A 21,469-nucleotide genomic window follows, 5' to 3' on the forward strand; every position below is an offset into this window, starting at 1 on the left:
CCGTCTGTCGACCGGCAAGAGCGTCAACTCGGCCCTGGACAATCCCACCAACTTCTTCACGGCCCAGTCGCTCGACAACCGCGCCAGCGACATCAACAACCTGCTCGACGGCATCGCCAACGGCGTGCAGGTGCTGCAGGCTGCCAACACCGGCATCACCTCGCTGCAGAAGCTGATCGACTCTGCGAAGTCGATCGCCAACCAGGCGCTGCAGACCACGGTCGGCTACTCCACCAAGTCCAACGTCTCGCCACCATCTCCGGTGCGACGGCGGCCGACCTGCGTGGCACGACCTCCTACGCCAGCGCGACGGCGAACAGCAACGTCGTGTATAGCGGTGCGGCCGGCGGCACCACCGCGGCGACCGGCACGACCACGCTCGGCGCCACCATCGGCGTCTTCGCCAGCACGGGCGCAACGGCCGGCGACGGCACCACGGCGCTGACCGGCACCATGACCCTGATCGCCACCAACGGCACGACCGCGACCGGCCTCGCCGGCAACGCCCAGCCTGCCGACGGCGATACGCTGACCGTGAACGGCAAGACCATCACCTTCCGCAGCGGCTCGGCTCCGGGTGCGACCGGCGTTCCGACCGGCTCGGGCGTCAGCGGCAACATCGTCACCGACGGCAATGGCAACAGCACCGTCTATCTCGGCACCAACGGCACGCCGGCAGCGAACGTCAACGACCTGTTGAGCGCGATCGATCTCGCCAGCGGCGTCAAGACGGTCTCGATCACCTCGGGTGCGGCGACGATCGCCACGAGCAACGGCCAGACCGCTTCGACCGTCGCTGCGGGCGCCGTCACGCTGAGGAGCTCGACAGGTGCGGATCTGAGCGTCACCGGCAAGGCCGACCTGCTCAAGGCTCTCGCCCTGACGACGTCAGTGGGCGGCGGCAACGCCACCGTCAACGTCAACCGGACCACCAGCGCGGCCTCGCTGGGTGCGACGATCACCGACGGTTCGACGTTGAACGTCAACGGTAAAGTCATCACCTTCAAGAATGCGCCGATCCCGGGCTCGACCGGTGCGCCGAGCATTCCGACCGGCTATGGTGCGAACGGTAACGTCCTCACCGACGGCGCCGGCAACTCGACGGTCTATCTGCAGGGCGGCACGCTCAACGACGTCTTGAAGGCGATCGACCTTGCCACCGGCGTGCAGACCGCGACCATCAGCGCCGCCGGCGCTGCCACGCTTGCGACGGCCTCCGGCCAGACCAACTCGTCGATCAACGCCTCGGGCCAGCTGAAGCTGTCCACTGGCGTCAATGCCGACCTGTCGATCACCGGCACGGGCAACGCGCTGAACGCGCTCGGCCTTGCCGGCAACACCGGAACTGCGACCGCCTTCACCGCGGCGCGCACCTCCGGCATCGGCGGCATCAGCGGCAAGACCTTGACCTTCACCTCCTTCAACGGCGGCACGGCGGTCAACGTCACCTTCGGCGACGGCACCAACGGCACGGTCAAGACGCTCGATCAGCTCAACACCAAGCTGCAGGCCAACAACCTGTCGGCGACGATCGACGCCAACGGGCTGCTGACGATCTCGACCACCAACGACTACGCGTCCTCGACCATCGGTTCGAGCGCCGCGGGTGGTGCGATCGGCGGCACGCTGACCTCGTCGCTGACGTTCTCGACGGCTTCCAGCCCCGTCCAGGACGTCGTCGCGCAGACCTCGCGTGCGAACCTGGTGTCTCAGTTCAACAACATCCTGAACCAGATCGACTCGACCGCGCAGGACTCCTCGTTCAACGGCGTCAACCTCTTGAACGGCGACCAGCTCAAGCTGGTGTTCGACGAGACTGCAAAGTCGAGCCTCAGCATCACCGGCGTGACCTACAATTCCAAGGGTCTGGGCCTCGCCTCGCTGACCAGCGGTGTCGACTTCATCGATAACGCTGCCACCAACAAGGTGCTGACCAACCTCAACGCCGCCTCGAGCACGCTCCGCTCGCAGGCCTCGAGCCTCGGCTCGAACCTGACGATTGTGCAGGTCCGTCAGGACTTCAACAAGAACCTGATCAACGTGCTGCAGACCGGCTCGTCCAACCTCACCTTGGCCGACACCAACGTCGAGGCGGCCAACAGCCAGGCGCTGTCGACCCGCCAGTCGATCGCGGTCTCCGCGCTGTCGCTGGCCAACCAGTCGCAGCAGAGCGTGCTCCAGCTGCTCCGCTAAGGCGCGGACGACGTCGCAAAGACGATCATGGCGGCGGGGCTTCGGTCCCGCCGCTTTCTTTTTGCGCACGGCTCGGAGATTTCGAGAGGGTAGGCGGTGCTCCGAAAAGTAACCAGCGGTTATGGTTAATGGATCGTAGTCGCCAGGAATTGCCAATGATTTCAGATGGATTGCGCGCCGTGCGCGCATGGTCCGCTCGCTTATGGTGAACCGGCGCTTATGCGGGCTTCATGCGTTTCACCCTTTGTTAGCCATGTCACGGCACGCTGGCCCCGTCACTCGATCCGGAAGCGATCGAACGAAGACGCGTAAGCCAGAAGGGTAAGAGTCATGTCCGGTATTGTTCTCTCTGCGTCGGTTCGTCAGAACCTCCTGTCTCTCCAATCCACCGCCGATCTTCTCGCCACCACACAGAACCGTCTGTCGACCGGCAAGAGCGTCAACTCGGCCCTGGACAATCCCACCAACTTCTTCACGGCCCAGTCGCTCGACAACCGCGCCAGCGACATCAACAATCTGCTCGACGGCATCGCCAACGGCGTGCAGGTGCTGCAGGCCGCCAACACCGGCCTGACCTCGCTGCAGAAGCTGATCGACAGCGCCAAGTCGATCGCCAACCAGGCGCTGCAGACCACCGTCGGCTACTCCACCAAGTCGAACGTTTCGACCACGATCGCCGGTGCGACGGCGGCGGACCTGCGCGGCACGACTTCGTTCGCCAGCGCGACGGCGAGCAGCAACGTGCTGTATAACGGCACCGCCGGCGGCACCACGGCGGCGAACGGCACCAGCACGCTCGGCGCCACCATCGGCGTCTTCGCCAGCACGGGCGCAACGGCCGGCGACGGCACCACGGCGCTGACCGGCACCATGACCCTGATCGCCACCAACGGCACGACCGCGACCGGCCTCGCCGGCAACGCCCAGCCTGCCGACGGCGACACGCTGACCGTGAACGGCAAGACCATCACCTTCCGCAGCGGCTCGGCTCCGGGCGCGTCCTCCGTTCCGGCCGGCTCGGGCGTCAGCGGCAACATCGTCACCGACGGCAACGGCAACTCCACCGTTTATCTCGGCACCGCCGGCACTCCGGCAGCGAACGTCAACGACCTGTTGAGCGCGATCGATCTCGCCAGCGGCGTCAAGACGGTCTCGATCAGCTCGGGTGCGGCGACGATCGCCACGAGCAACGGCCAGACCGCTTCGACCGTCGCTGCGGGCGCCGTCACGCTGAGGAGCTCGACAGGCGCGGATCTGAGCGTCACCGGCAAGGCCGACCTGCTCAAGGCTCTCGCCCTGACGACGTCGACAGGTGCAGGCAACGCCACTGTCAACGTCAACCGGACCACGAGCGCGGCCTCGCTGGGTGCGACGATCACCGACGGCTCGACGCTGAACGTCAACGGTCACGTCATCACCTTCAAGAACGCGCCGGTTCCGGGCTCGACCGGTGCTCCCAGCGTTCCGGGCGGCTTCGGTGTCAACGGCAACGTCGTCACCGACGGCAACGGCAACTCGACCGTCTATCTGCAGGCCGGTACGGTCAACGACGTGCTGAAGGCGATCGACCTCGCCACCGGCGTGCAGACCGCGACCATCAGCGCCGCCGGCGTTGCCACGCTTGCGACGGCCACCGGCCAGTCCAACTCGACGATCAATACGTCCGGTCAGCTCAAGATCTCGACCGGCGTCAACGCTGATCTGTCGATCACCGGCACCGGCAATGCGCTGAACGTGTTCGGCCTCGCCGGCAACACCGGTAATGCGACCGCGTTCACCGCGGCACGCACCTCCGGTATCGGCGGCATCGCCGGCAAGACCCTGACCTTCACCTCCTTCAACGGCGGCACGGCGGTCAACGTCACCTTCGGCGACGGCACCAACGGCACGATCAAGACGCTCGATCAACTCAACACCAAGCTGCAGGCCAACAACCTGTCCGCAACGATCGACGCCAACGGCCTGCTGACCATCACCGCCTCCAACGACTATGCGTCCTCGACGCTCGGCTCGACGGCTGCCGGCGGTGCGATCGGCGGCACGCTCACCTCGGCCCTGACCTTCTCGACCGCTTCCACGCCTGTCCAGGATGGCGTTGCCCAGACGGCGCGTGCCAATCTGGTGACTCAGTTCAACAATATCCTCAACCAGATCGACACCACCGCGCAGGACTCCTCGTTCAACGGCGTCAACCTCTTGAACGGCGACCAGCTCAAGCTGGTGTTCGACGAGACCGCCAAGTCGAGCCTGAACATCACGGGCGTGACCTACAATTCCAAGGGTCTCGGCCTCGCCTCGCTGACGGTCGGCGTCGACTTCATCGACAACGCCGCCGCCAACCGGGTGCTGACCAACCTCAACGCCGCATCGAGCACGCTGCGCTCGCAGGCCTCGAGCCTCGGCTCGAACCTCTCGGTGGTGCAGATCCGTCAGGACTTCAACAAGAACCTGATCAACGTGCTGCAGACCGGCTCGTCCAACCTGACGCTGGCCGACACCAATGTCGAGGCGGCCAACAGCCAGGCGCTGTCGACCCGCCAGTCGATCGCGGTCTCGGCGCTGTCGTTGGCCAACACGTCGCAGCAGAGCGTGCTGCAGCTGCTCCGCTAACAAGCGGCTGAAATCACTGACTAAAATCGAGCGGCGGGGCCTTGGCTCCGCCGCTTTTTCTTTGCGTCCGGGGGCGGGCAGGGGCGTTCATCGGCAGTTAACCCTATCCCTTAAACCGCCGTTAACCATACTTTAAAGGACACCTCCTAAAACTGGACAAAAGGCCGGCTTTCCAGTCCGCGCGGCCGATTCGTATCCGGTTCAAGAGGAAGACTCGCCAATGTCCAACATCGTTCTCTCGGCGTCAGTTCGCCAGAACCTGTTGTCGCTGCAGTCGACGGCCGACTTGCTGGCCACGACGCAGGAGCGGCTGTCGACCGGCAAGAAGGTCAACACGGCGCTCGACAATCCCACCAACTTCTTCACGGCGCAGGGGCTGGACAACCGGGCGAGCGACATCAGCAACCTGCTCGACGGCATCAATAACGGCGTCCAGGTGTTGCAGGCCGCCAACACAGGCATCACCTCGCTGCAGAAACTGATCGACAGCGCCAAGTCGATCGCCAACCAGGCGCTGCAGACCACGGTCGGCTATTCAACCAAGTCGAACGTCTCCACCACGATTCCCGGCGCGACCCCGGCCGACCTGCGCGGCACGACCTCCTATGCGAGTGCGACCGCGAAGAGCAACGTGCTCTATACCGGCGCGGCCGGCGGCGTGACCCCGGTCACGGGAACTGCCGCACTCGGCGCCTCGCTCGGTTCGAGCGCCGGCACCTTCACAGGTACGGCCGCGCTCGCGGCCGACGGCACCACCGCGCTGTCCGGCACGGCGACGCTGGTCGGCACCACGGCATCGACCACCTTCGGCACGCCGCCCGCGGACGGCGACACCATCACGGTGAACGGCAAGACCATCACCTTCCGCACCGGCGTTGCTCCGAGCGCCCAGCCGACCGGCTGGGGCCTCGACGCCAGCGGGCACATCGCCACCGATGGCAACGGCAATTCGATCATTTATCAGGGAACGGCGGCGGCGCCCCTAGCGACCGTCAACGACGTCCTCACCGCCATCGACCTCGCCAGCGGCGTCAAGACCGCAACCATCAGCGCAGGCGCGGCGACCGTCGCCGTCAGCGGTGCGGCGGGTCCCGTCGGCACGCTTCAGGTCGCATCCTCCATCACGGCGGGCGCGGTTACGTTGAAGAGCTCGACCGGCGCCGATCTGAGCGTGACGGGCAAGGCCGACTTCCTCAAAGCACTCGGCCTGACGTCCGCGACCGGCGCGGGCAACGCGAACGTGACCGCGAACCGCTCGACGACCGCGGGTTCGCTCGGCACCCTGGTCCAGGACGGCTCGACGCTGAACATCGGCGGCAAGACCATCACCTTCAAGAACGCGCAGACGCCGCAATCGACAGCGAGCGTGGCCACCGGCTATGGCGTCAGCGGCAACGTCGTCACAGACGGCAACGGTAACTCGACGGTCTACATCCAGAGCGCGACGCTGACCGATCTGCTTAACGCGGTCGACCTCGCCACCGGCGTCAAGACCGCCAGCATCTTCAACGGCGCGGCAACCATCTCGACCACCGCGGGCCAGATCCCGTCGTCGGTCAACAGCAGCGGTCAGCTTGCGCTCTCGACCGGCATCAATGCCGACCTGTCGATCACCGGCACCGGCAATGCGCTCAGCGCCTTCGGCCTCAGCGGCAACACGGGAACGGCGACGGCCTTCACCGCGGCGCGCACTTCGGGCGTCGGCGGCATCAGCGGCAAGACCCTGACCTTCACCTCCTTCAACGGCGGCACGCCTGTCAACGTCACCTTCGGCGACGGCACCAACGGCACCGTCAAGACGCTTGACCAACTCAACGCGCAGCTTCAGGCCAATCACCTGACGGCCACGATCGATGCCAACGGCGTGCTCACGGTGACCACCGTCAATGAATACGCCTCTTCGACGCTCGGCTCGACGATCGCGGGCGGCGCGGTCGGCGGCACGATCACCGGCGTTCTCGCCTTCACCACCGCGCAGCCGCCGGTCCAGGATCCCGTGGCGCAGACCGCGCGCTCCAACCTGGTCAACCAGTTCAACAACATTCTGGCCCAGATCGACACGACCTCGCAGGACTCCTCCTTCAACGGCGTCAACCTGCTCAATGGCGACACGCTGAAGCTGGTCTTCAACGAGACCGGCAGCTCCACGCTGAGCATCAACGGCGTGGTGTTCAATGCGGCGGGCCTCGGTCTCAGCAATCTCGTCAACGGCGTCGATTTCATCGACAACGGTGCCACCAACAGGGTGCTGGCCAGCCTGAACGCGGCCTCGAGCACGTTGCGTTCGCAAGGCTCCACGCTCGGTTCGAACCTGTCGATCGTGCAGGTGCGTCAGGACTTCTCCAAGAACCTGATCAACGTGCTGCAGACCGGCTCAGCCAACCTGACGCTTGCCGACACCAATGAGGAAGCGGCGAACAGCCAGGCGCTGTCGACGCGCCAGTCGATCGCGGTCTCCGCGCTGTCGCTGGCCAACCAGTCGCAACAGAGCGTGCTGCAACTGCTCCGCTAATTCCGCAGCGCAACTTCGCTATTCGAGATTACGCGGCGGAGCTGATGCTCCGCCGTTCTTTTGAGGAAGATCGCTAAGTCGAGATTAGCCGAGATCGACGCGGATCACGCCAGGCGAGTTTACATCGTGCGTGCGTAGATCTAGCGTTGCGCTGACGAAGGACTCCGTGCCCCGTAATTCTGCGGAGTACTTCCAAGCACGATACGTAAGCAAATCTTAAGCGGTGCTGCCTAGGGTTGGGAAAGAAATCCTTAAGCGCGTACAACGCGCTAGGTAACCTCCAGGGTGTGATTGATGTCGAATTCCGCTGCCTCGGCTTATGCGCGTGTTGCAACCACCACCGCATCTCCTCGCGACATCGAGGCGCAGACTCTGCTCAAGGCCGCCAACAAGCTCCAGGACGCGGTGAACAACGCCGATCCGCTCAGCGAGCAGACCATGCAGGCCCTGATGTTCAACCGCAAGCTCTGGACCATCTTCCTGAGCGAGGCGATGCGCGACAGCAATCCGCAGCCGATCGACGTCCGGCAGAAGATCGCCAACATCAGCGTGTTCGTGTTGAGCCAGACCGCCGCGCTGCAGATGAGCCCGCAGTTCGATCACTTCCGTCCGCTGATCGAGATCAACCGCAATATCGCGGCAGGGCTGTCCGGACGGCCGTGACGGAATTCGTGATGGTCGCATCACGAGCACATCGGCGAAACTCGCAATTTAGGCAGGAGCTGATCGCGGCCAGTGGTCTTGCCTCGGCACGCGAACTCCGCGCTGACCGATGACGGCCAGACGCAGAGCAGAAACATCGGCATCGATCGCGTGATCGTTAGGCGCTGAGATCCGTGCTGAGCGGACGCGAGGGCTCGGACTTCATGTCCAGTGCGTGGAAATAGGCACGCCGGCGGAGCATCGCCTCGTCAGGGAACTGGTTCACCACCGTGTCGGTCTTGTCGTTGACGACCTGAAAGACGAAGGACGCGGCCGCCTGGTCGAACACGACCTGGCGCGAGATGTTCTCGTGGTTCGGCAAATCATTGCGCACCGGCGCGCTCGTATCGCTCGCGGCGACCGTTTGCCTCACCGGAAGATCAGTTTGCACAGCCTCGTTCGCCGCCGAATTCGACGTCGGTACGATCTGCACGGGGGCCGGGATCCCCACCGGCCTGATGCTGAAATCTGTACTCATGGCAGCCTCCTGGTTGCCTTACGTGAGTCAAATCCCAACCCCTCTAATCACGCAAGCATGGAACACCAGGACTGAACACCCGGTAAGGAAACGTGCCTAACCGCGCGACGCCATCGCCGCGCGGTTTTTCCTAAAATTGTCGGTTGTTCTCGTGCTGCTCAGAGCGAGCGGCTGACCGCAAGCGGCGTGATATGGCGCGGACCTGGCGCTGCGCTGCGCCCGGCGGCGGTATAGGTGTTCGGCACGTTGCGCTTCTGGATCTCGGCGTTGACGCCGCGCACGACGCTTTCGGAAACCGCGTGCGCGGTCGCGAGCACGGTGAGATTGACCTGGAGCATCGCGCGGAACGCATCGTGGTGGCGATGCAGCGTCGAGAGGAGCTCCGGCGCGGACTTCGCGAGCTGGTCCTGGTTTGCCTTCAGCTGGCCGACTGCGCTGACGTAGCTGCGCGACAATTCCTGCTTCTTGCCCTCGAGCGTCATCGCCTCGCGGACCTTGCCGGCGCGGACGAGCTCTGTCTCGCGCTCGATCAATCCGAGCAGGGCGCTCATCGCGTCCATTAGGCCTTCGGCGAGCTTGCGCGCCTCGCTGCTGACGGGCGCGCTGCCCGGGCGCTGGCCCTGCATCGGCTGACGTGAGGCGTTGAAATGGTTCATCTCGTTTGACCTTATGCCGTGCGGATCGTTTTCGCCTGCTGCAGGATGAGGGTACGGTAGACGTCGCTGGCGATGCCGACGCCGCCGGCCTGGGCGAAGTTCTTGGAATATTGCTCGGTCAGCATCGAGCGCCATACGCCGGTGCCGGGCGTGTCGCCGAACGGGCCTTCGCCTTTCAGGCCCGAGGTCATCTGCGCGAACATGCTGTTGAGGAACATTGCCTCGAAGTCGGTGGCAGTCTTCTGCGCCTTGGCCTGTTGCTGCGGCGAGACCTTTTGCAGCGCGGCGGCGAGCTCGAAGTCCGGCCGGCCGTTCCGGCTCTCGACCGAGAAGGCCGAATTGGTGGCGAGGCGAGGGGGGTTGATCGCGGTGGTCTGCATCACATCACCTCGATGTCGGCTTCGATGGCGCCGGCGGCCTTGATCGCCTGGAGGATGCTGATCATGTCGCGGGGGCCGATGCCGAGGCCGTTGAGGCCGTCGACGAGCTGCTGGAGCGAGACGCCGTCCTTGACGAGCGCCAGCTTCTTGCCGTCCTCGGTGACGGTGACGCTGCTGCGCGGCGCGACCACGGTGCGGCCGCGTGACAGCGGATTGGGCTGGCTCACTTGCGGGCTCTCGGAGATGGTGACCGTGAGGTTGCCCTGCGCCACCGCGACGGTGGCGACGCGGACGTCGCGGCCCATCACGATGATGCCGCTGCGTTCGTCGATGACGATCTTGGCGGCGAGATCAGGGTCGACCTGGAGCTGCTCGATCTCGGTGAGGAAAGCGACGACGTTGCCCTTGAACTCGGGCGGGATCGACAGCTGCACCGTCGAGGGATCGATCGGCTCGGCGGTCTTGACGCCGAGATAGTCGTTGATTGCGGCCGCGATGCGCTTGGCGGTGGTGAAGTCGGGGTTGCGCAGCGCCAGGCGGACGTTCGGCAGCCGGTTGAGCGCGAACTCGATCTCGCGCTCGATGATGGCGCCGTTGGCGATGCGTCCCACCGTCGGCACGCCGCGCACGATCTTGGCGGCCTCGCCCTCGGCCTGGAAGCCGGAGATCGCGAGCGAGCCCTGCGCCACCGCATAGACGTTGCCGTCGGCGCCGAGCAGGGGGGTGACCAGCAGGGTGCCGCCCTGGAGGTTCTTGGCGTCGCCGAGCGCGGACACCGTGACGTCCATGCGCGTGCCCTGAGTGGCGAAGGCCGGCAGGTTGCCCGTGACCATGACCGCGGCGACGTTGCCGGTGCGGATGGTGGCGCCGCGGATATTGACGCCCATGCGCTCGAGCATCGCCTGCAGCGACTGCTTGGTGAAGGGGATGTTGTTGAGCGTGTCGCCGGTGCCGTTGAGGCCGACGACGAGGCCATAACCGATGAGCTGGTTCTGCCGCACGCCCTCGATATTGGCGAGGTCCTTGATGCGCGAGGTCGCCGCCGCCGAGGTGACCGACAGCGCCAGCGCCGACAGCGCGGCGCAGGCCAACCCAACAATCCTCACCCAACGAACGCCTGGCATCTCTGCTCCCCAAGGCCCCTAGAAAAGGCTCCTCAAATCGGACAGGACTTGCACGACACTCCCATGACGAGCTGGTCCGGCGCTTTCCTTGCGAGCGCTGTGCCAACGCCTGGTGGCGAGCTAGGTGGCTGAATAGCTTGAATAAATCTGTTGCGTCCGCTGTCAGCACTCGTTCGCCCTGGGGAGCGAAACTGCCGCCTGTCGGCAGATTTTGCCGGGCCGTTTACGCACCGTTAACCATAAGACAGCGAAGGTGAGGCATCGATCACCCGGATTCTTTCCGATGCGCATCTACGGACCGAACGGTACGACGCTTGGCACGCCGGCCAGCCAGGCCAAGCGGACGGGCTCCGGCAGTTTCGTGCTGCCCGACACCTCATCTGCGCAGGAGACGCGGAGCGCTGCCGCACCGAAGGCGGCCGCCAACATCGATGCGCTGCTAGCGTTGCAGGGTGTCGAGGAGGATCCGGTCGAGCGCCGCAAGCGCTCGGTCGCCCGCGGCAGGACTGCGCTCGACGTGCTCGACGATCTCAAGATGGGCCTGTTGTCCGGCAATCTCGACGCCTCGACCGTGATGCGGCTGCGTGATGCGGCGGCCCACCTGAAATCGTCCTCAGGCGATGCCGGTCTCGATGCGGTGCTCTCCGAGATCGAGCTGCGGGTCGAGGTCGAACTGGCGAAGGCCGGGCAGGCGTAGTCACGGAGGCTCTTACGCCGCTTCCTCCTTCAACTGCGCATCATAGCGGCGCTGGGCGGCGAGCACGTCTTTCAGATTTTGCTCGGCCCAATCGCGTAAGGGATCCACAGCCGCCGCCAGTGTCAGGCCGAGCTGGGTGATCGAATATTCCACCGTCACTGGCACGGTCGCGATGGCGCGGCGCCTGATCAGGCCGTCGCGTTCGAGCGACTTGAGCACCTGGCTCAGCATCTTCTGCGAGATGCCTTCAATCGTGCGGCGCAATTGATTGAAGCGCATCGGCTCCTCGCGCAGGAGCAAGAGGATCAGCACCGCCCATTTGTCGCCGACGCGATCGAGGATTTGGCGGGTGGGGCAGTTCGCTGCGTAGACGTCGGGTTTCATCGTCGGTTCTCGGAGATCCATACCGTTGCTTGGCATCCGCGTGCCGGTTGTACGCGATCAGTTACCTCAGCGTAATCAGGTAAGCACAAAGTGCTCTCTTAACACCAGCATTCTTTGCGATATCTAGTCTCTGTCAGTTACCATAGAAGCAAAGGAGCCTTCCATGAAAATCGCAGTCGCCGGCGCCTCGGGCCGGGCGGGGTCGGAGATCACCAGGGAACTGTCCCGCCGCGGCCACACGGTCACGGCCATCGCCCGGAACCCGGAAAAGATTGCGGCCCTGCCGAACGTCACGCCAACCAAGGGGGATGTGCTCGACCAGGCGGGCCTCGCCAAGCTGTGGGCCGGTCACGACGTCGCCGTGAGTTCCGTGCACTTCCTGGCCAGTGATCCGCTCAAGCTGATCGGTGCGGCGAAGGACTCCAAGGTCGGTCGCTACCTCGTGGTGGGCGGCGCCGGGAGCCTCGAGGTTGCCCCGGGCGTGAAGCTGGTCACGACTCCCAATTTTCCGGCCCAATACAAGGCCGAAGCGGAGGCGGGCTCGGCCTTCCTGGACCTGCTGCGGCAGGAAAAGGACCTGAACTGGACCTTCATCTCGCCCTCGGCGCTGTTCGAGGAGGGGGAGCGCACCGGCAAGTTCCGGCTCGGGACCGACCAGCTTCTCGCAGATGCGAACGGCAAGAGCTGGATCACCTTCGCCGACTACGCCATTGCGCTCGCCGACGAGATCGAAAAGCCGGCCCACCTGAAGCAGCGCTTCACGGTCGGCTATTAAGGGCGGCCAGCTGCCTCCAAGCCCTCAAGGATAAACCTTCCTGTGCAAGGGCTTGGGGGCGCGGATCGGGCGGTGAGGGAAATATTGTCTGTCACGGGAGGCCACTATATAAGGCCCGGCTCAACGGACCCCGGTCCGTCCGCGAGTCGTTGCTTAAGAAGATAGGCCTCCCTTGGAAAAGTTGAAAAACTACCGACCGACCGACAAAGAGCCTTTCATGAACGACCGGCAGAAGGAGTACTTCCGTTTGAAGCTCCTCGCCTGGAAGGATGAGATCCTCAAAGAATCCAAGCTCACCCTGCAGGCTCTGCAGGAGGAGAACGTGAACCACCCCGATCTCGCCGATCGGGCCTCGTCCGAAACCGACCGTGCCATCGAACTCCGCGCCCGCGACCGCCAGCGCAAATTGATCGCCAAGATCGATGCCGCGCTCCAGCGTATCGAGGACAACACCTACGGCTATTGCGAGGAAACCGGCGAGCCGATCTCGTTGAAGCGGCTCGAGGCCCGGCCCATCGCGACGCTCTCGGTGGAAGCGCAGGAGCGCCACGAGAAACGCGAGAAGGTCTATCGCGACGAATAAGGTCCGAGCCGCAGAGATGCGGCTCTTTGTTTTTGGACGCAGGGCGCCATTTCGCGCCATGCTCCGCATATTGCCCATAGCTTGCCGTCGCGCCCACCATGGCGACAGCGCGATCGCGAAAAGTGAATCGCGATCAACGGGCTAGACCGGATTGCTCCGAGCTCACGTGAGTTCGGATGAGAAACAGCCTTCACTTCAGGTGCGGGAGATTTTGCGAGTCGCATCAACGAGATCGACTCTGAAGTTGAGACGCTGATCCAGCTGCATCAAGCATCGCTGCAATCAGGCCTGCTGCGACGTCCCAAGCCGGGTATCCCCATTAAGCCTGGGCCAGCTCAATATTTCCTTAAACGCCGGCAGCAGGCCGTACGCCGATCGAGCGCCGCAAAGGCGCCAACACGAAGCGCGCCGTTCTTCAGCGCTAACAGAGTCTCCAGCTTGCGGGGAACGTGGGTCATGAGCACTGTTCTGGTCACCGGCGGGTCGGGCTTCGTCGGCATCCATGTCGTCCTGCAACTTCTGGCCGCCGGCCATGCCGTGCGGACGACGGTGCGACGGCCGGAGCGCCAAGCCGATGTGCTCGCCATGCTGCGCGAGGGCGGGGCGGCGACGCCCGAGAGCGTGGCCTTCGTCACCGCCGATCTGACCCGGGACGACGGCTGGGAGGCGGCGGTCGCGGGCTGCGACTACGTTCTCCACGTGGCGTCCCCGCTCTCGACCACCGTCCCGACGGACGAGAACGAGATGATCATCCCCGCCCGCGACGGAACGATCCGGGTGCTCCGGGCCGCGCGCGCGGCCGGTGTCAAGAGAGTCGTCATCACCTCGTCGCTGGGCGCGATCGGCTATGGCCATCCGCCGCGCGACAAGCCGTTCGATGAGACCGAATGGACCAATCTCGCCGGTGTCGACGGCCAACCCTACGTCAAGTCCAAGACGCTGGCCGAGCGGGCGGCTTGGGATTTCGTCGCGGGCGAGGGGAATGGGCTGGAGCTGTCGGTGATCAACCCTGCCGGTATTTTCGGGCCGGTGCTGGGGCCGGACTTTTCCGGCTCGATCGAGATCGTCAGATCTCTGCTCGACGGTGCCATGCCGGCGGTGCCGCGGGTCTATTTCGGCGTGGTCGACGTCCGCGACGTCGCCGAGCTGCATCTGCGGGCGATGATTGCTCCGGAGGCGAAGGGCGAGCGTTTCATCGCGGTCTCCGGCGAGACGATGTCGATCCTCGACATCGCCCGCGTGCTGCGGCGGGAACTCGGGCCCCGGGCGCGCCGGGTTCCGCGGCTCCAGGCGCCGGACTGGCTGGTGCGGCTGGCCGCCCGCCGGATTCCGCTGCTGCGTGCGGTCGTGCCGATGCTCGGAATGATCAGGCATTCCACCAGCGCCAAGGCCAAGTCGCTGCTCGGCTGGCAGGCGCGCTCCAATGAGGAGGCGATCCTTGCGACCGCCGAGAGCCTGATCCGGCTCGGCCTCGTGAAGGGGTGAGGGCACGCCAGCCGCGCTTGTCAGGCCGGGGCGGGGATGCTGAAGTGCCGCCTTGGACTGCGTAGCGTGGGAGGCGGCGCCGATGGACAAGATTCTCGAAGCCGCAAAGGCGATCGCGCTGGCGCGCCGCAACCACGCCCCGCTCGCGGCGCTGGAGCGGCCCCCTGCGGACGAAGCCGAGGGCTATCAGGTCCAGCGCACCCTGCACGATCTGCTGCTGCCGCATGTCGGCCCGCTCGTCGGCTACAAGATCGGCTGCACCAGCCAGGTGATGCAGGACTATATCGGCATCCCGCACCCTTGCGGCGGCGGCGTGTTCCAGAAGGGCGTCCATGACAACGGCGCCAAGCTTGCCGCCTCCAATTATGTCCGGGTCGGGGTCGAATGCGAGATCGCGGTGCGGCTGAAGCGGGACCTTGCCGCCGGCGAAGCGCCGTTCACGGCCGAATGGGTCGGCGAGGCGGTCGAGTCCTATCATCCGGCGATCGAGATCGTCGACGACCGCTACGTGAAATGGGAGACGATGGGCGCGCCGACCTTGATCGCCGACGATTTCTTTGCCGCCGGCTGCGTGCTGGGCCCATCGGTCCCGCGCTCGTCGGTGCCGGACCTCAAGGCGGTCAAGGGTCGCGCCATCGTCAACGGCGAGGAGGTCAGCCACGGCACCGGTGCGGACGTGCTCGGCCATCCCCACAACGCGCTCGCCTGGCTGGCCAACCATCTCGCCGCCGAGGGCAAGGGGCTGCACGCCGGGCAGCTCGTGCTCACCGGCAGCCTGGTGAAGACGCTGTGGCTGAAGGCCGGCGACAAGGTGCGGATGGAGCTGGACGGGCTCGGCGTGGTGGAGGCGGAGTTTACGTGAGGGGGCAGGGGGCACATCGGCACTCTCCGTCATTGCGAGGAGCTCCTGCGACGAAGCAATCCAGAATCCTGTTGAGGAGACAGACTGGATTGCTTCGCTGCGCTCGCAATGACTGAGTTTGGGGCAACAGCGTTGCTAAAATGTCGCGAGCTCTCTCGCTGTGCGCAGTTTCTGAATTTTAGATGGGACGCATCTTGCGCCCGCCGGCAATCGGGTCTATGAGCCCCGTCCCATTCAACCTGCGCGTTCAAAATTGAGGAGACCAGCCGTGAGTACTTTGTGGCGATCGACACATTCCGTGCCGACGCTCTCAGTGCGTCCGGCTGACAGTCATCCAATCATGTTGAACGACAATGGCACAGTCATTGATTCAGCGCCGGCGGGAGGCCGAGCGCACGCGGGTTGAAGCCTACGAGCTGTCGCTGCGGCACGTGTCGCAGCGGACGCGTCCTCCACCGGATTTCGAGAACGCAATCAAAGAGGCCAGGCGTGGCTTCGAGGCGGACATCCTTCGCGATGCTTCGGCATGGAAGCCGCAGCTGAAAACTCGCGACGCCGCGCGTCTTCGTCTTGGCGCCGCCCGCTATCTCTTTGCGCGCTATCCTGTCGCTGAGCATCTGGAGCAGATCTGGATCGACAGTGCGGGACTGAGCCGCGACGAGATCATGTTGCGCAAGCGATGGTATGTCGTGGCGGCCGGCGGCGGTTCGCTCCACGCCGCCGGTGCGGCCGAATGGCTGTCTCGCAAGGAGGTCCATGCCTTCCTCAATCCGTTGGGGAAGGTCGGCTTCGAGGCTGCGATCTGGCAGGCGATTGCGCGTTCCTATGCGACCGATCCCGCTGTTGCGATGCGGATCGCGCGCACCAGGATCACGCAGACGCAGCGCGCTCAGCATCGCTTCTGGCGCGAGGTGGTGCGCTTCTTCTGCGCGCAACCCACCACGGTCGAGGACATGGATGACTTCCATGACTACCTCGCCGATTGCCACCGGCGTGATCCAGAGTACACCCTCAAGGGGCGTTCACTGGTCTCGCTTGGGCGGCAGATGCGCGAATGGCATCGCGATCTCGATGCGATTGCTCGTATCGAGGCCGCACACCGTCGCGCCGAAGCGGCGCGAAACCGTGCGGGGGGGCTGGCAGCAGGCCCCGAGCAGAGCGAGGACCGTTGGCCCGGTGCAGCGATCGCGGACTGGTCATGGACCAAGTCGTCCAAGGACCGCGCCAAGCGCGAAGAATATGTCGTGGTCCAGTTGCGGACCGCAGCCGATCTCGTGGCTGAGACGCGGGGCATGCGTCACTGCGTCGCCACTTACGCGACAAAGTGCATTGCCGGGCATGCCTCGATCTGGTCGCTCCGTCGCCGTGCCTCGGGTGACGTCCAGCGGCTGCTGACCATCGAGCTTGATACCCGTTCCAGGGCGGTTCAGGTTCGTGGGTTTGCGAACCGTCCGCCGTTTGCCGAGGAGTGCAAGATCCTCCAGCGATGGGCGCAAGCACGCGGGATCATGCTGCTGTGAGAGAAGCCTGCGCCGCTTTGGCGGCGCAGGCAAAATACATGCGGCCCTCGCCAGGGGAGCTAGCGAGGGCCGCGTAGTACATCGTCGTTCGCGCCTTTAGTTCGCGAGCACGATGTGGGAGCTCTTGAAGGGGCTTAGAAGGGCAGCAGCACGTCCATGACTTGCTGGCCGTAGCGCGGCTGCTGCACGTCAGTGATCTGGCCGCGGCCGCCATAGGCGATGCGGGCCTGGGCGATCTTGGTGGAGTCGATGGTGTTGTCGCTCTGGATGTCCTCGGGGCGGACGATGCCGGCGACGATCAGCTCGCGAATTTCGAAGTTGACGCGGATCTCCTGCTTGCCTTCGACGACCAGGTTGCCGTTCGGCAGCACCTGGGTCACCACTGCGGCGACGTTGGTCTGCAGGGCTTCCTTGCGGTCAACGCTGCCCTTGCCCTCGCTCGACGAGGTCGAGTCGGCGGTCAGGACGCGGCCCGGCAGGATCTTGTTGGCCTGGGTGATGGTTTGGGCGCCAATGAAGTTGGTGATTCCCGAATCTTCCTTGTTGGAGCGGCTGCGCGAGGTGTCGTTCTCGATGTTGGCCTTGTCGGTGATGTTCACGGTCACGGTCAGGAGATCGCCAACCTGGCGGGCGCGCTGGTCCTTGAAGAAGGCGCGGCTGCCGTTGCGCCACAGCGAGTTCGGATTGTAGGAGGCGACCTCGGGCTTGGGCATCGGCATCTGCACCGGCTTGTAGCCGGGCTGCGTCGTCGGATTGTCGATCGCCGACAGCTTCGGCTGCTCGCCGATCTGCGACAGGCGGTCGATCGAGGAGCAGCCGCTCGCCAAGGCGCAAGTCGCCAGCAGCAGGGCAGAGATCGCGATGCGACGAAGGCGGGAGGCCGAACTGAACGTGGACATGAATCTACTCTGACTTGGCTGGAGCTTGCGAGAGGCGAACTTGCGGAATCTGGGCTTGGGCGATCTCGGCTGCGGACGCGGGTGCCTGGACCAGGCTCTGCGCCAGAGCAGCGGCCGCCGGCACGGGGTCGCGCTTGACCGACGAGGTCTGCTCGACCGCCGGTGCCATCGGTGCGGACTGGCTGGCGCCCTGCACCGTGACCTGGCCGCGGCCGGTCACGATGCCGGTCAGCGTGCGCTTGGAGTGCAGATTGAGCACGCTGACGGTGTCGCCCTCGGCACCGCTCTCGTTCGCCTTGCCGCGCGTGGTGAGATAGAGACCGGGCACCTGGTAGATGATGGTGACGGCCTGGTCGCGCACCACGAAGTCGGGCTTGACGAGGTCGGCGGCGCGGATCGGCGTGCCCGCGCGCATTGCTCGGCGCAGCTGCATGCCGATGCTGCGGTCGCGCGAGGCAGGCTCGCTGGCGACCTCGGCCTTCGGCCGGCGCTCCAACGACAGGTCGGAAGATTTCAGGAGATCGGCGCGGTCGATGTCGCGGGTCAGCACGGCCACCTCCACCGTCTCGATCGCGGTGCCGGTGAAGCGCAGCTTGCTCGGCGCGGCGTTGCCGTCGTTGGCGATCTCGAAGGCGATGTCGAAACGCGTGCTGCGGGCATCATAGCGGGTTGCGACCGGCTGCAGCACGCCGCTGTTGGAGGCGTCCAGCCGCATCTCGGCGACGCTGCGGTCGAACGTGATGGTGATGTTGGCGGCGTCGCCGAGGCCGAAGCGGCGCTCGAGCGCCGCGGCGACGGCGTTTTCGATATCCTTGCTCGCGAGCGTGCGGGCGAGGCGGGTGACCTGGACCTCTTTGATGTCCCCGGTCATGACGCCGATCACCTGCTTGGCCCGCAGGACCGAGAGCACCTGGCCTGTCGTCAGCGTGCCGGTGGTGCCGAGATCGGGCGAGCGGTAGACCGGGATCAGCGCGGCCGATCCGGCGTTGTCGATGAGATCGCCGATCCGCACCACGTCCGAAGTCACCGTGACGCTTGCGCGCAGCGTCGGCGCGGCGATGAAATCGTCGGCGGCCGCTGCCGGCAAGGCCAGCGCGAGAAGGGTGGAGATGGCGGCGAGGGTGGCGCGAATCATGGTCATCACCTCAGCGGAACAACGCCGTGGTCGATTGCATCATCTGGTCGGCGGCGCTGATCACCTTGGCGTTCATCTCGTAGGCGCGCTGGGCGGCGATCAGGTCGCTCATCTCCGAGACGACGTCGACATTGGCCTGCTCCAGGCTGCCTTGCGTGAGCTTGCCGTAACCTTCGGTGTTCGCGGTGCCGTCCTGCGGCGCACCGGACGAGGGCGTCTCGGTGAACTGGTTGTTGCCGACCGGCTGCAGGCCCGCCTTGTTGATGAAGCGCGTGACGCCGATCTGGCCGACGATCGAGGAGGTGGTTGAGCCCGGCAACGTCACCGAGACCTGGCCCTGCTCGCTCACGGAGATGCCCGAGGCGTTGTTGGGAATGGTGATAGTGGGCTGCACCGGATTGCCCTGCGCGGTGACGACGCGGCCCTGATTGTCCATCTGGAAGGTGCCGTCGCGGGTGTACTGGAAGGTGCCGTCGGGCATCAGGATCTTGAAGAAGCCCTCGCCCGAGATGGCGAGATCGAGGTCGTTGCCGGTCTGCGACAGCGTGCCTTGCGTCATGCTGCGCGGCGTGCCGACGGTCTTGACGCCGCCGCCGATGTCGACGCCGACCGGTAGGATGGTGCCCTGGTCCGACGATTGGGCGCCGACGCGGCGGACGTGCTCGTAGATAAGATCCTGGAACGCCGCCGTCTGCTTCTTGAAGCCGGTGGTGCGGAGGTTGGCGATGTTGTTGGAGATCACCTGAACGTTGAGTTCCTGTGCCGCCATTCCGGTCGCTGCGGTGTGAAGCGCCTGCATCTCAGTTCTCCTTCAATCAGGCCGGAACGTCGGCGAGCTTCTCGATCGCCGATTTATGGAGGTCGCTCTGCTGCTGCAGCAGGTTGGCGACCGCGGCGTAGCTGCGCATCACCTCGACCATGCGGGTCATCTCGCCGACCGCATTCACGTTCGACTTCTCGACATAGCCCTGCTGCAGGGTGGACTTGGTGTCGGGCTGCTGGTTCGCCGAGCCGGCGGCATAGAGATTGGCGCCGAGCTTGGTCAGCTTGGCCGAATCGTCGAACGAGACCATGCGGATCTTGCCGCGGATCGAGTCGGTCCGCGCCGTGCCCTCGAGCACCGTGACGGTGCCGTCGGGCGCGACGTTGATGTCGTGGTCGGTCGGCTGAAAGGTGATCGGGCCGGCATTGCCAAGCACGAGATTGCCGTCGGCGGTGACGAGCTGGCCGGTGCTGTTGAGCGAGAACTTGCCGTCGCGGGTATAGAACTCGCCGCCATTGGCCTGCACTGCGAAATAGGCGCCGCCGTTGATCGCCATGTCGAGCGGATTGTTGGTCGGCTCCAGCGGCCCCTGGCTGATGTTGCGGAAGGTGCCGCGATCCTGGACATACGAGACCCGGCGGTCGCGGCCGATGAAATTGTCCTCGCGCGCGTTCGAGTTCAGATATTCCTCGAACAGCGAATGGTCGGACTTGAAGCCGTTGGTGTTGGCATTGGCGACGTTGTTGGCGATGACATCCATCTGCCGTTCCAACGTCATCTGCCGTGACAAGCCGATCAGACGCGCGTTCTGCATCGGAAATCTCCCCTGAGCGGATCTGCCATTTCGCTCTCCCAAGCGCCTTGGCGGACCCCGTGACCGAGACCGTCGGGCTCTCCCAAGCCGTGCGATCTCGGGCATGTCTCAGCGAAAGCCGTGCCAATCAGGAAAATCACGTAACTTCAATGTGTTGGCGACTTTCGAGGGGCGCGAGCAGGCGGCAGAAAGGTTCTGTTAGCCATGTTTGCCCGGCAGATTTTTCCTAGCGGCGACCCAATCGAAAGATTCCGTTAACCATTATTACCGTAGCGTTTGCGCATCAGAGGAGCGCATTGCGCTGGGGCATTCGTATCGCGTCATTGTCTGCCAGGAGGCTTCGCTCTTTCGACCCCTTTGAGAGATGAACGGGCGCGGCAACCATGGCAGAGAACGAGGAAGGCGGCGCAGCCGCTGATGGCGCGGAAGCCGCTCCGCCGAAGAACAAGCTCAAGCTCATCATCATGGTCGTCGGCGCGCTCGCCGTGCTCGGCGGCGGTGCTGCGACCTGGTTCTTCTTCTTCCGCCATAGCGGCGATGAGCATCATGCCGAGGCCGCGCCGCCGCCGAAGCCGCCGGCCTTCGTCGACGTTCCCGACCTGATGGTCAACCTCGCCGGTTCGCCCGGCGAGCGCGTGCAATATCTGCGGTTGAAGATCGTGCTGGAGCTGAAGGAAGAGAAGCAGATCGAGGCGATCAAGCCGACGATGCCGCGCGTCACCGACATCTTCCAGACCTATGTGCGCGAGCTGCGCCCGTCCGACCTTAACGGTTCGGCCGGCATCTTCCGCCTCAAGGAGGAGCTGACCAAGCGCGTCAACGCGGCGGTCGCCCCGATCCAGGTCAGCGCCGTGCTGTTCAAGGAAGTCGTGGTCCAGTGAGCATGACGGACTAGGG

At 64.9% G+C, this 21,469-nt stretch carries 19 protein-coding genes and 1 pseudogene; 11 read left to right on the top strand and 9 right to left on the bottom strand.

Translation table 11 applies throughout. The features are described from left to right. From XF30_RS14980 to flaF, 4 genes and pseudogenes are all read left to right on the top strand, one after another. A pseudogene (locus XF30_RS14980) lies at positions 1 to 2,193 on the top strand (DUF1522 domain-containing protein); the annotation flags it as partial. A 330-nt stretch (positions 2,194 to 2,523) separates the two neighbouring features. After that, complete coding sequence (locus XF30_RS14985) at positions 2,524 to 4,803, top strand: DUF1522 domain-containing protein (protein ID WP_109143180.1); 2,280 nt, start codon at positions 2,524 to 2,526, stop codon at positions 4,801 to 4,803. Between the two features lie 220 nt (positions 4,804 to 5,023). Then, positions 5,024 to 7,315 (top strand): DUF1522 domain-containing protein, encoded by a 2,292-nt coding sequence (locus XF30_RS14990; RefSeq protein WP_036013121.1) that lies wholly within the window; start codon positions 5,024 to 5,026, stop codon positions 7,313 to 7,315. 294 nt (positions 7,316 to 7,609) lie between these two features. Next, entirely contained in the window at positions 7,610 to 7,978 is a 369-nt protein-coding gene (gene flaF, locus XF30_RS14995; RefSeq protein ID WP_018642830.1) for a flagellar biosynthesis regulator FlaF, read from the top strand. A 157-nt stretch (positions 7,979 to 8,135) separates the two neighbouring features. Here flaF and XF30_RS15000 read toward each other — a convergent pair whose 3' ends face one another. The 4 genes from XF30_RS15000 to XF30_RS15015 all read right to left on the bottom strand — a co-directional run bounded on the left by XF30_RS15000 (position 8,136) and on the right by XF30_RS15015 (position 10,655). Next, positions 8,136 to 8,495, bottom strand: coding sequence for a hypothetical protein (locus XF30_RS15000; protein WP_036027927.1), 360 nt, complete (start codon positions 8,493 to 8,495; stop codon positions 8,136 to 8,138). A 158-nt stretch (positions 8,496 to 8,653) separates the two neighbouring features. Next, positions 8,654 to 9,151, bottom strand: coding sequence for a hypothetical protein (locus tag XF30_RS15005; RefSeq protein WP_036027926.1), 498 nt, complete (start codon positions 9,149 to 9,151; stop codon positions 8,654 to 8,656). Positions 9,152 to 9,162: 11 nt separating this feature from the next. Next, entirely contained in the window at positions 9,163 to 9,531 is a 369-nt protein-coding gene (gene flgJ, locus XF30_RS15010) for a flagellar assembly peptidoglycan hydrolase FlgJ (RefSeq protein ID WP_036027925.1), read from the bottom strand. Next, complete coding sequence (locus XF30_RS15015) at positions 9,531 to 10,655, bottom strand: flagellar basal body P-ring protein FlgI (RefSeq protein ID WP_036027924.1); 1,125 nt, start codon at positions 10,653 to 10,655, stop codon at positions 9,531 to 9,533. The genes flgJ and XF30_RS15015 overlap by 1 nt, the downstream gene beginning before the upstream one ends. Positions 10,656 to 10,938: 283 nt before the next feature. Between XF30_RS15015 and XF30_RS15020 the strand changes: the two genes are divergently transcribed. Continuing rightward, positions 10,939 to 11,352, top strand: coding sequence for a flagellar assembly protein FliX (locus tag XF30_RS15020; protein ID WP_036027923.1), 414 nt, complete (start codon positions 10,939 to 10,941; stop codon positions 11,350 to 11,352). Between the two features lie 12 nt (positions 11,353 to 11,364). Here the strand turns inward: XF30_RS15020 and XF30_RS15025 are convergent, their stop codons facing one another. Next, a complete protein-coding gene (locus XF30_RS15025) occupies positions 11,365 to 11,736 on the bottom strand; it encodes a winged helix-turn-helix transcriptional regulator (protein WP_025037390.1) in 372 nt (123 codons plus the stop codon). A gap of 163 nt (positions 11,737 to 11,899) precedes the next feature. Here XF30_RS15025 and XF30_RS15030 point away from each other — a divergent pair, with 163 nt between their 5' ends. The 5 genes from XF30_RS15030 to XF30_RS15055 all read left to right on the top strand — a co-directional run bounded on the left by XF30_RS15030 (position 11,900) and on the right by XF30_RS15055 (position 16,961). After that, positions 11,900 to 12,511 (top strand): NAD(P)-dependent oxidoreductase, encoded by a 612-nt coding sequence (locus tag XF30_RS15030; protein WP_036013109.1) that lies wholly within the window; start codon positions 11,900 to 11,902, stop codon positions 12,509 to 12,511. Positions 12,512 to 12,728: 217 nt separating this feature from the next. Beyond that, a complete protein-coding gene (gene dksA, locus XF30_RS15035; RefSeq protein ID WP_085966600.1) occupies positions 12,729 to 13,094 on the top strand; it encodes an RNA polymerase-binding protein DksA in 366 nt (121 codons plus the stop codon). 456 nt (positions 13,095 to 13,550) lie between these two features. Continuing rightward, on the top strand, positions 13,551 to 14,579 hold the full coding sequence (locus XF30_RS15045; RefSeq protein ID WP_109143181.1) for an SDR family oxidoreductase: 1,029 nt from the start codon (positions 13,551 to 13,553) through the stop codon (positions 14,577 to 14,579). Between the two features lie 82 nt (positions 14,580 to 14,661). Continuing rightward, on the top strand, positions 14,662 to 15,441 hold the full coding sequence (locus tag XF30_RS15050) for a 2-keto-4-pentenoate hydratase (protein ID WP_036027921.1): 780 nt from the start codon (positions 14,662 to 14,664) through the stop codon (positions 15,439 to 15,441). Positions 15,442 to 15,794: 353 nt separating this feature from the next. Further along, positions 15,795 to 16,961: a PcfJ domain-containing protein gene (locus XF30_RS15055; protein WP_109143182.1), complete on the top strand. Its 1,167-nt coding sequence runs from the start codon at positions 15,795 to 15,797 to the stop codon at positions 16,959 to 16,961. Between the two features lie 134 nt (positions 16,962 to 17,095). On the opposite strand, the gene flgH is transcribed toward XF30_RS15055, so the two are convergent. The 4 genes from flgH to flgF are packed head-to-tail and all read right to left on the bottom strand — an operon-like array spanning position 17,096 to position 20,572. After that, on the bottom strand, positions 17,096 to 17,860 hold the full coding sequence (flgH, locus tag XF30_RS15060) for a flagellar basal body L-ring protein FlgH (protein WP_109143183.1): 765 nt from the start codon (positions 17,858 to 17,860) through the stop codon (positions 17,096 to 17,098). 4 nt (positions 17,861 to 17,864) lie between these two features. Further along, positions 17,865 to 18,995 carry a flagellar basal body P-ring formation chaperone FlgA gene (gene flgA / locus XF30_RS15065; protein ID WP_192893147.1) on the bottom strand — a complete coding sequence of 377 codons (1,131 nt, stop codon included), beginning with the start codon at positions 18,993 to 18,995 and terminating at the stop codon, positions 17,865 to 17,867. A gap of 10 nt (positions 18,996 to 19,005) precedes the next feature. Beyond that, complete coding sequence (gene flgG, locus XF30_RS15070) at positions 19,006 to 19,794, bottom strand: flagellar basal-body rod protein FlgG (protein ID WP_036013098.1); 789 nt, start codon at positions 19,792 to 19,794, stop codon at positions 19,006 to 19,008. A gap of 16 nt (positions 19,795 to 19,810) precedes the next feature. Next, positions 19,811 to 20,572 carry a flagellar basal-body rod protein FlgF gene (gene flgF, locus XF30_RS15075; RefSeq protein ID WP_109143184.1) on the bottom strand — a complete coding sequence of 254 codons (762 nt, stop codon included), beginning with the start codon at positions 20,570 to 20,572 and terminating at the stop codon, positions 19,811 to 19,813. Positions 20,573 to 20,955: 383 nt separating this feature from the next. Between flgF and fliL the strand changes: the two genes are divergently transcribed. Further along, positions 20,956 to 21,453: a flagellar basal body-associated protein FliL gene (fliL, locus tag XF30_RS15080; RefSeq protein WP_036027917.1), complete on the top strand. Its 498-nt coding sequence runs from the start codon at positions 20,956 to 20,958 to the stop codon at positions 21,451 to 21,453. Positions 21,454 to 21,469 lie beyond the last annotated feature (16 nt).

The organism is Bradyrhizobium sp. SUTN9-2 (assembly GCF_003122645.1).
In the GTDB taxonomy this organism is placed as follows: Bacteria; Pseudomonadota; Alphaproteobacteria; order Rhizobiales; family Xanthobacteraceae; genus Bradyrhizobium; species Bradyrhizobium yuanmingense.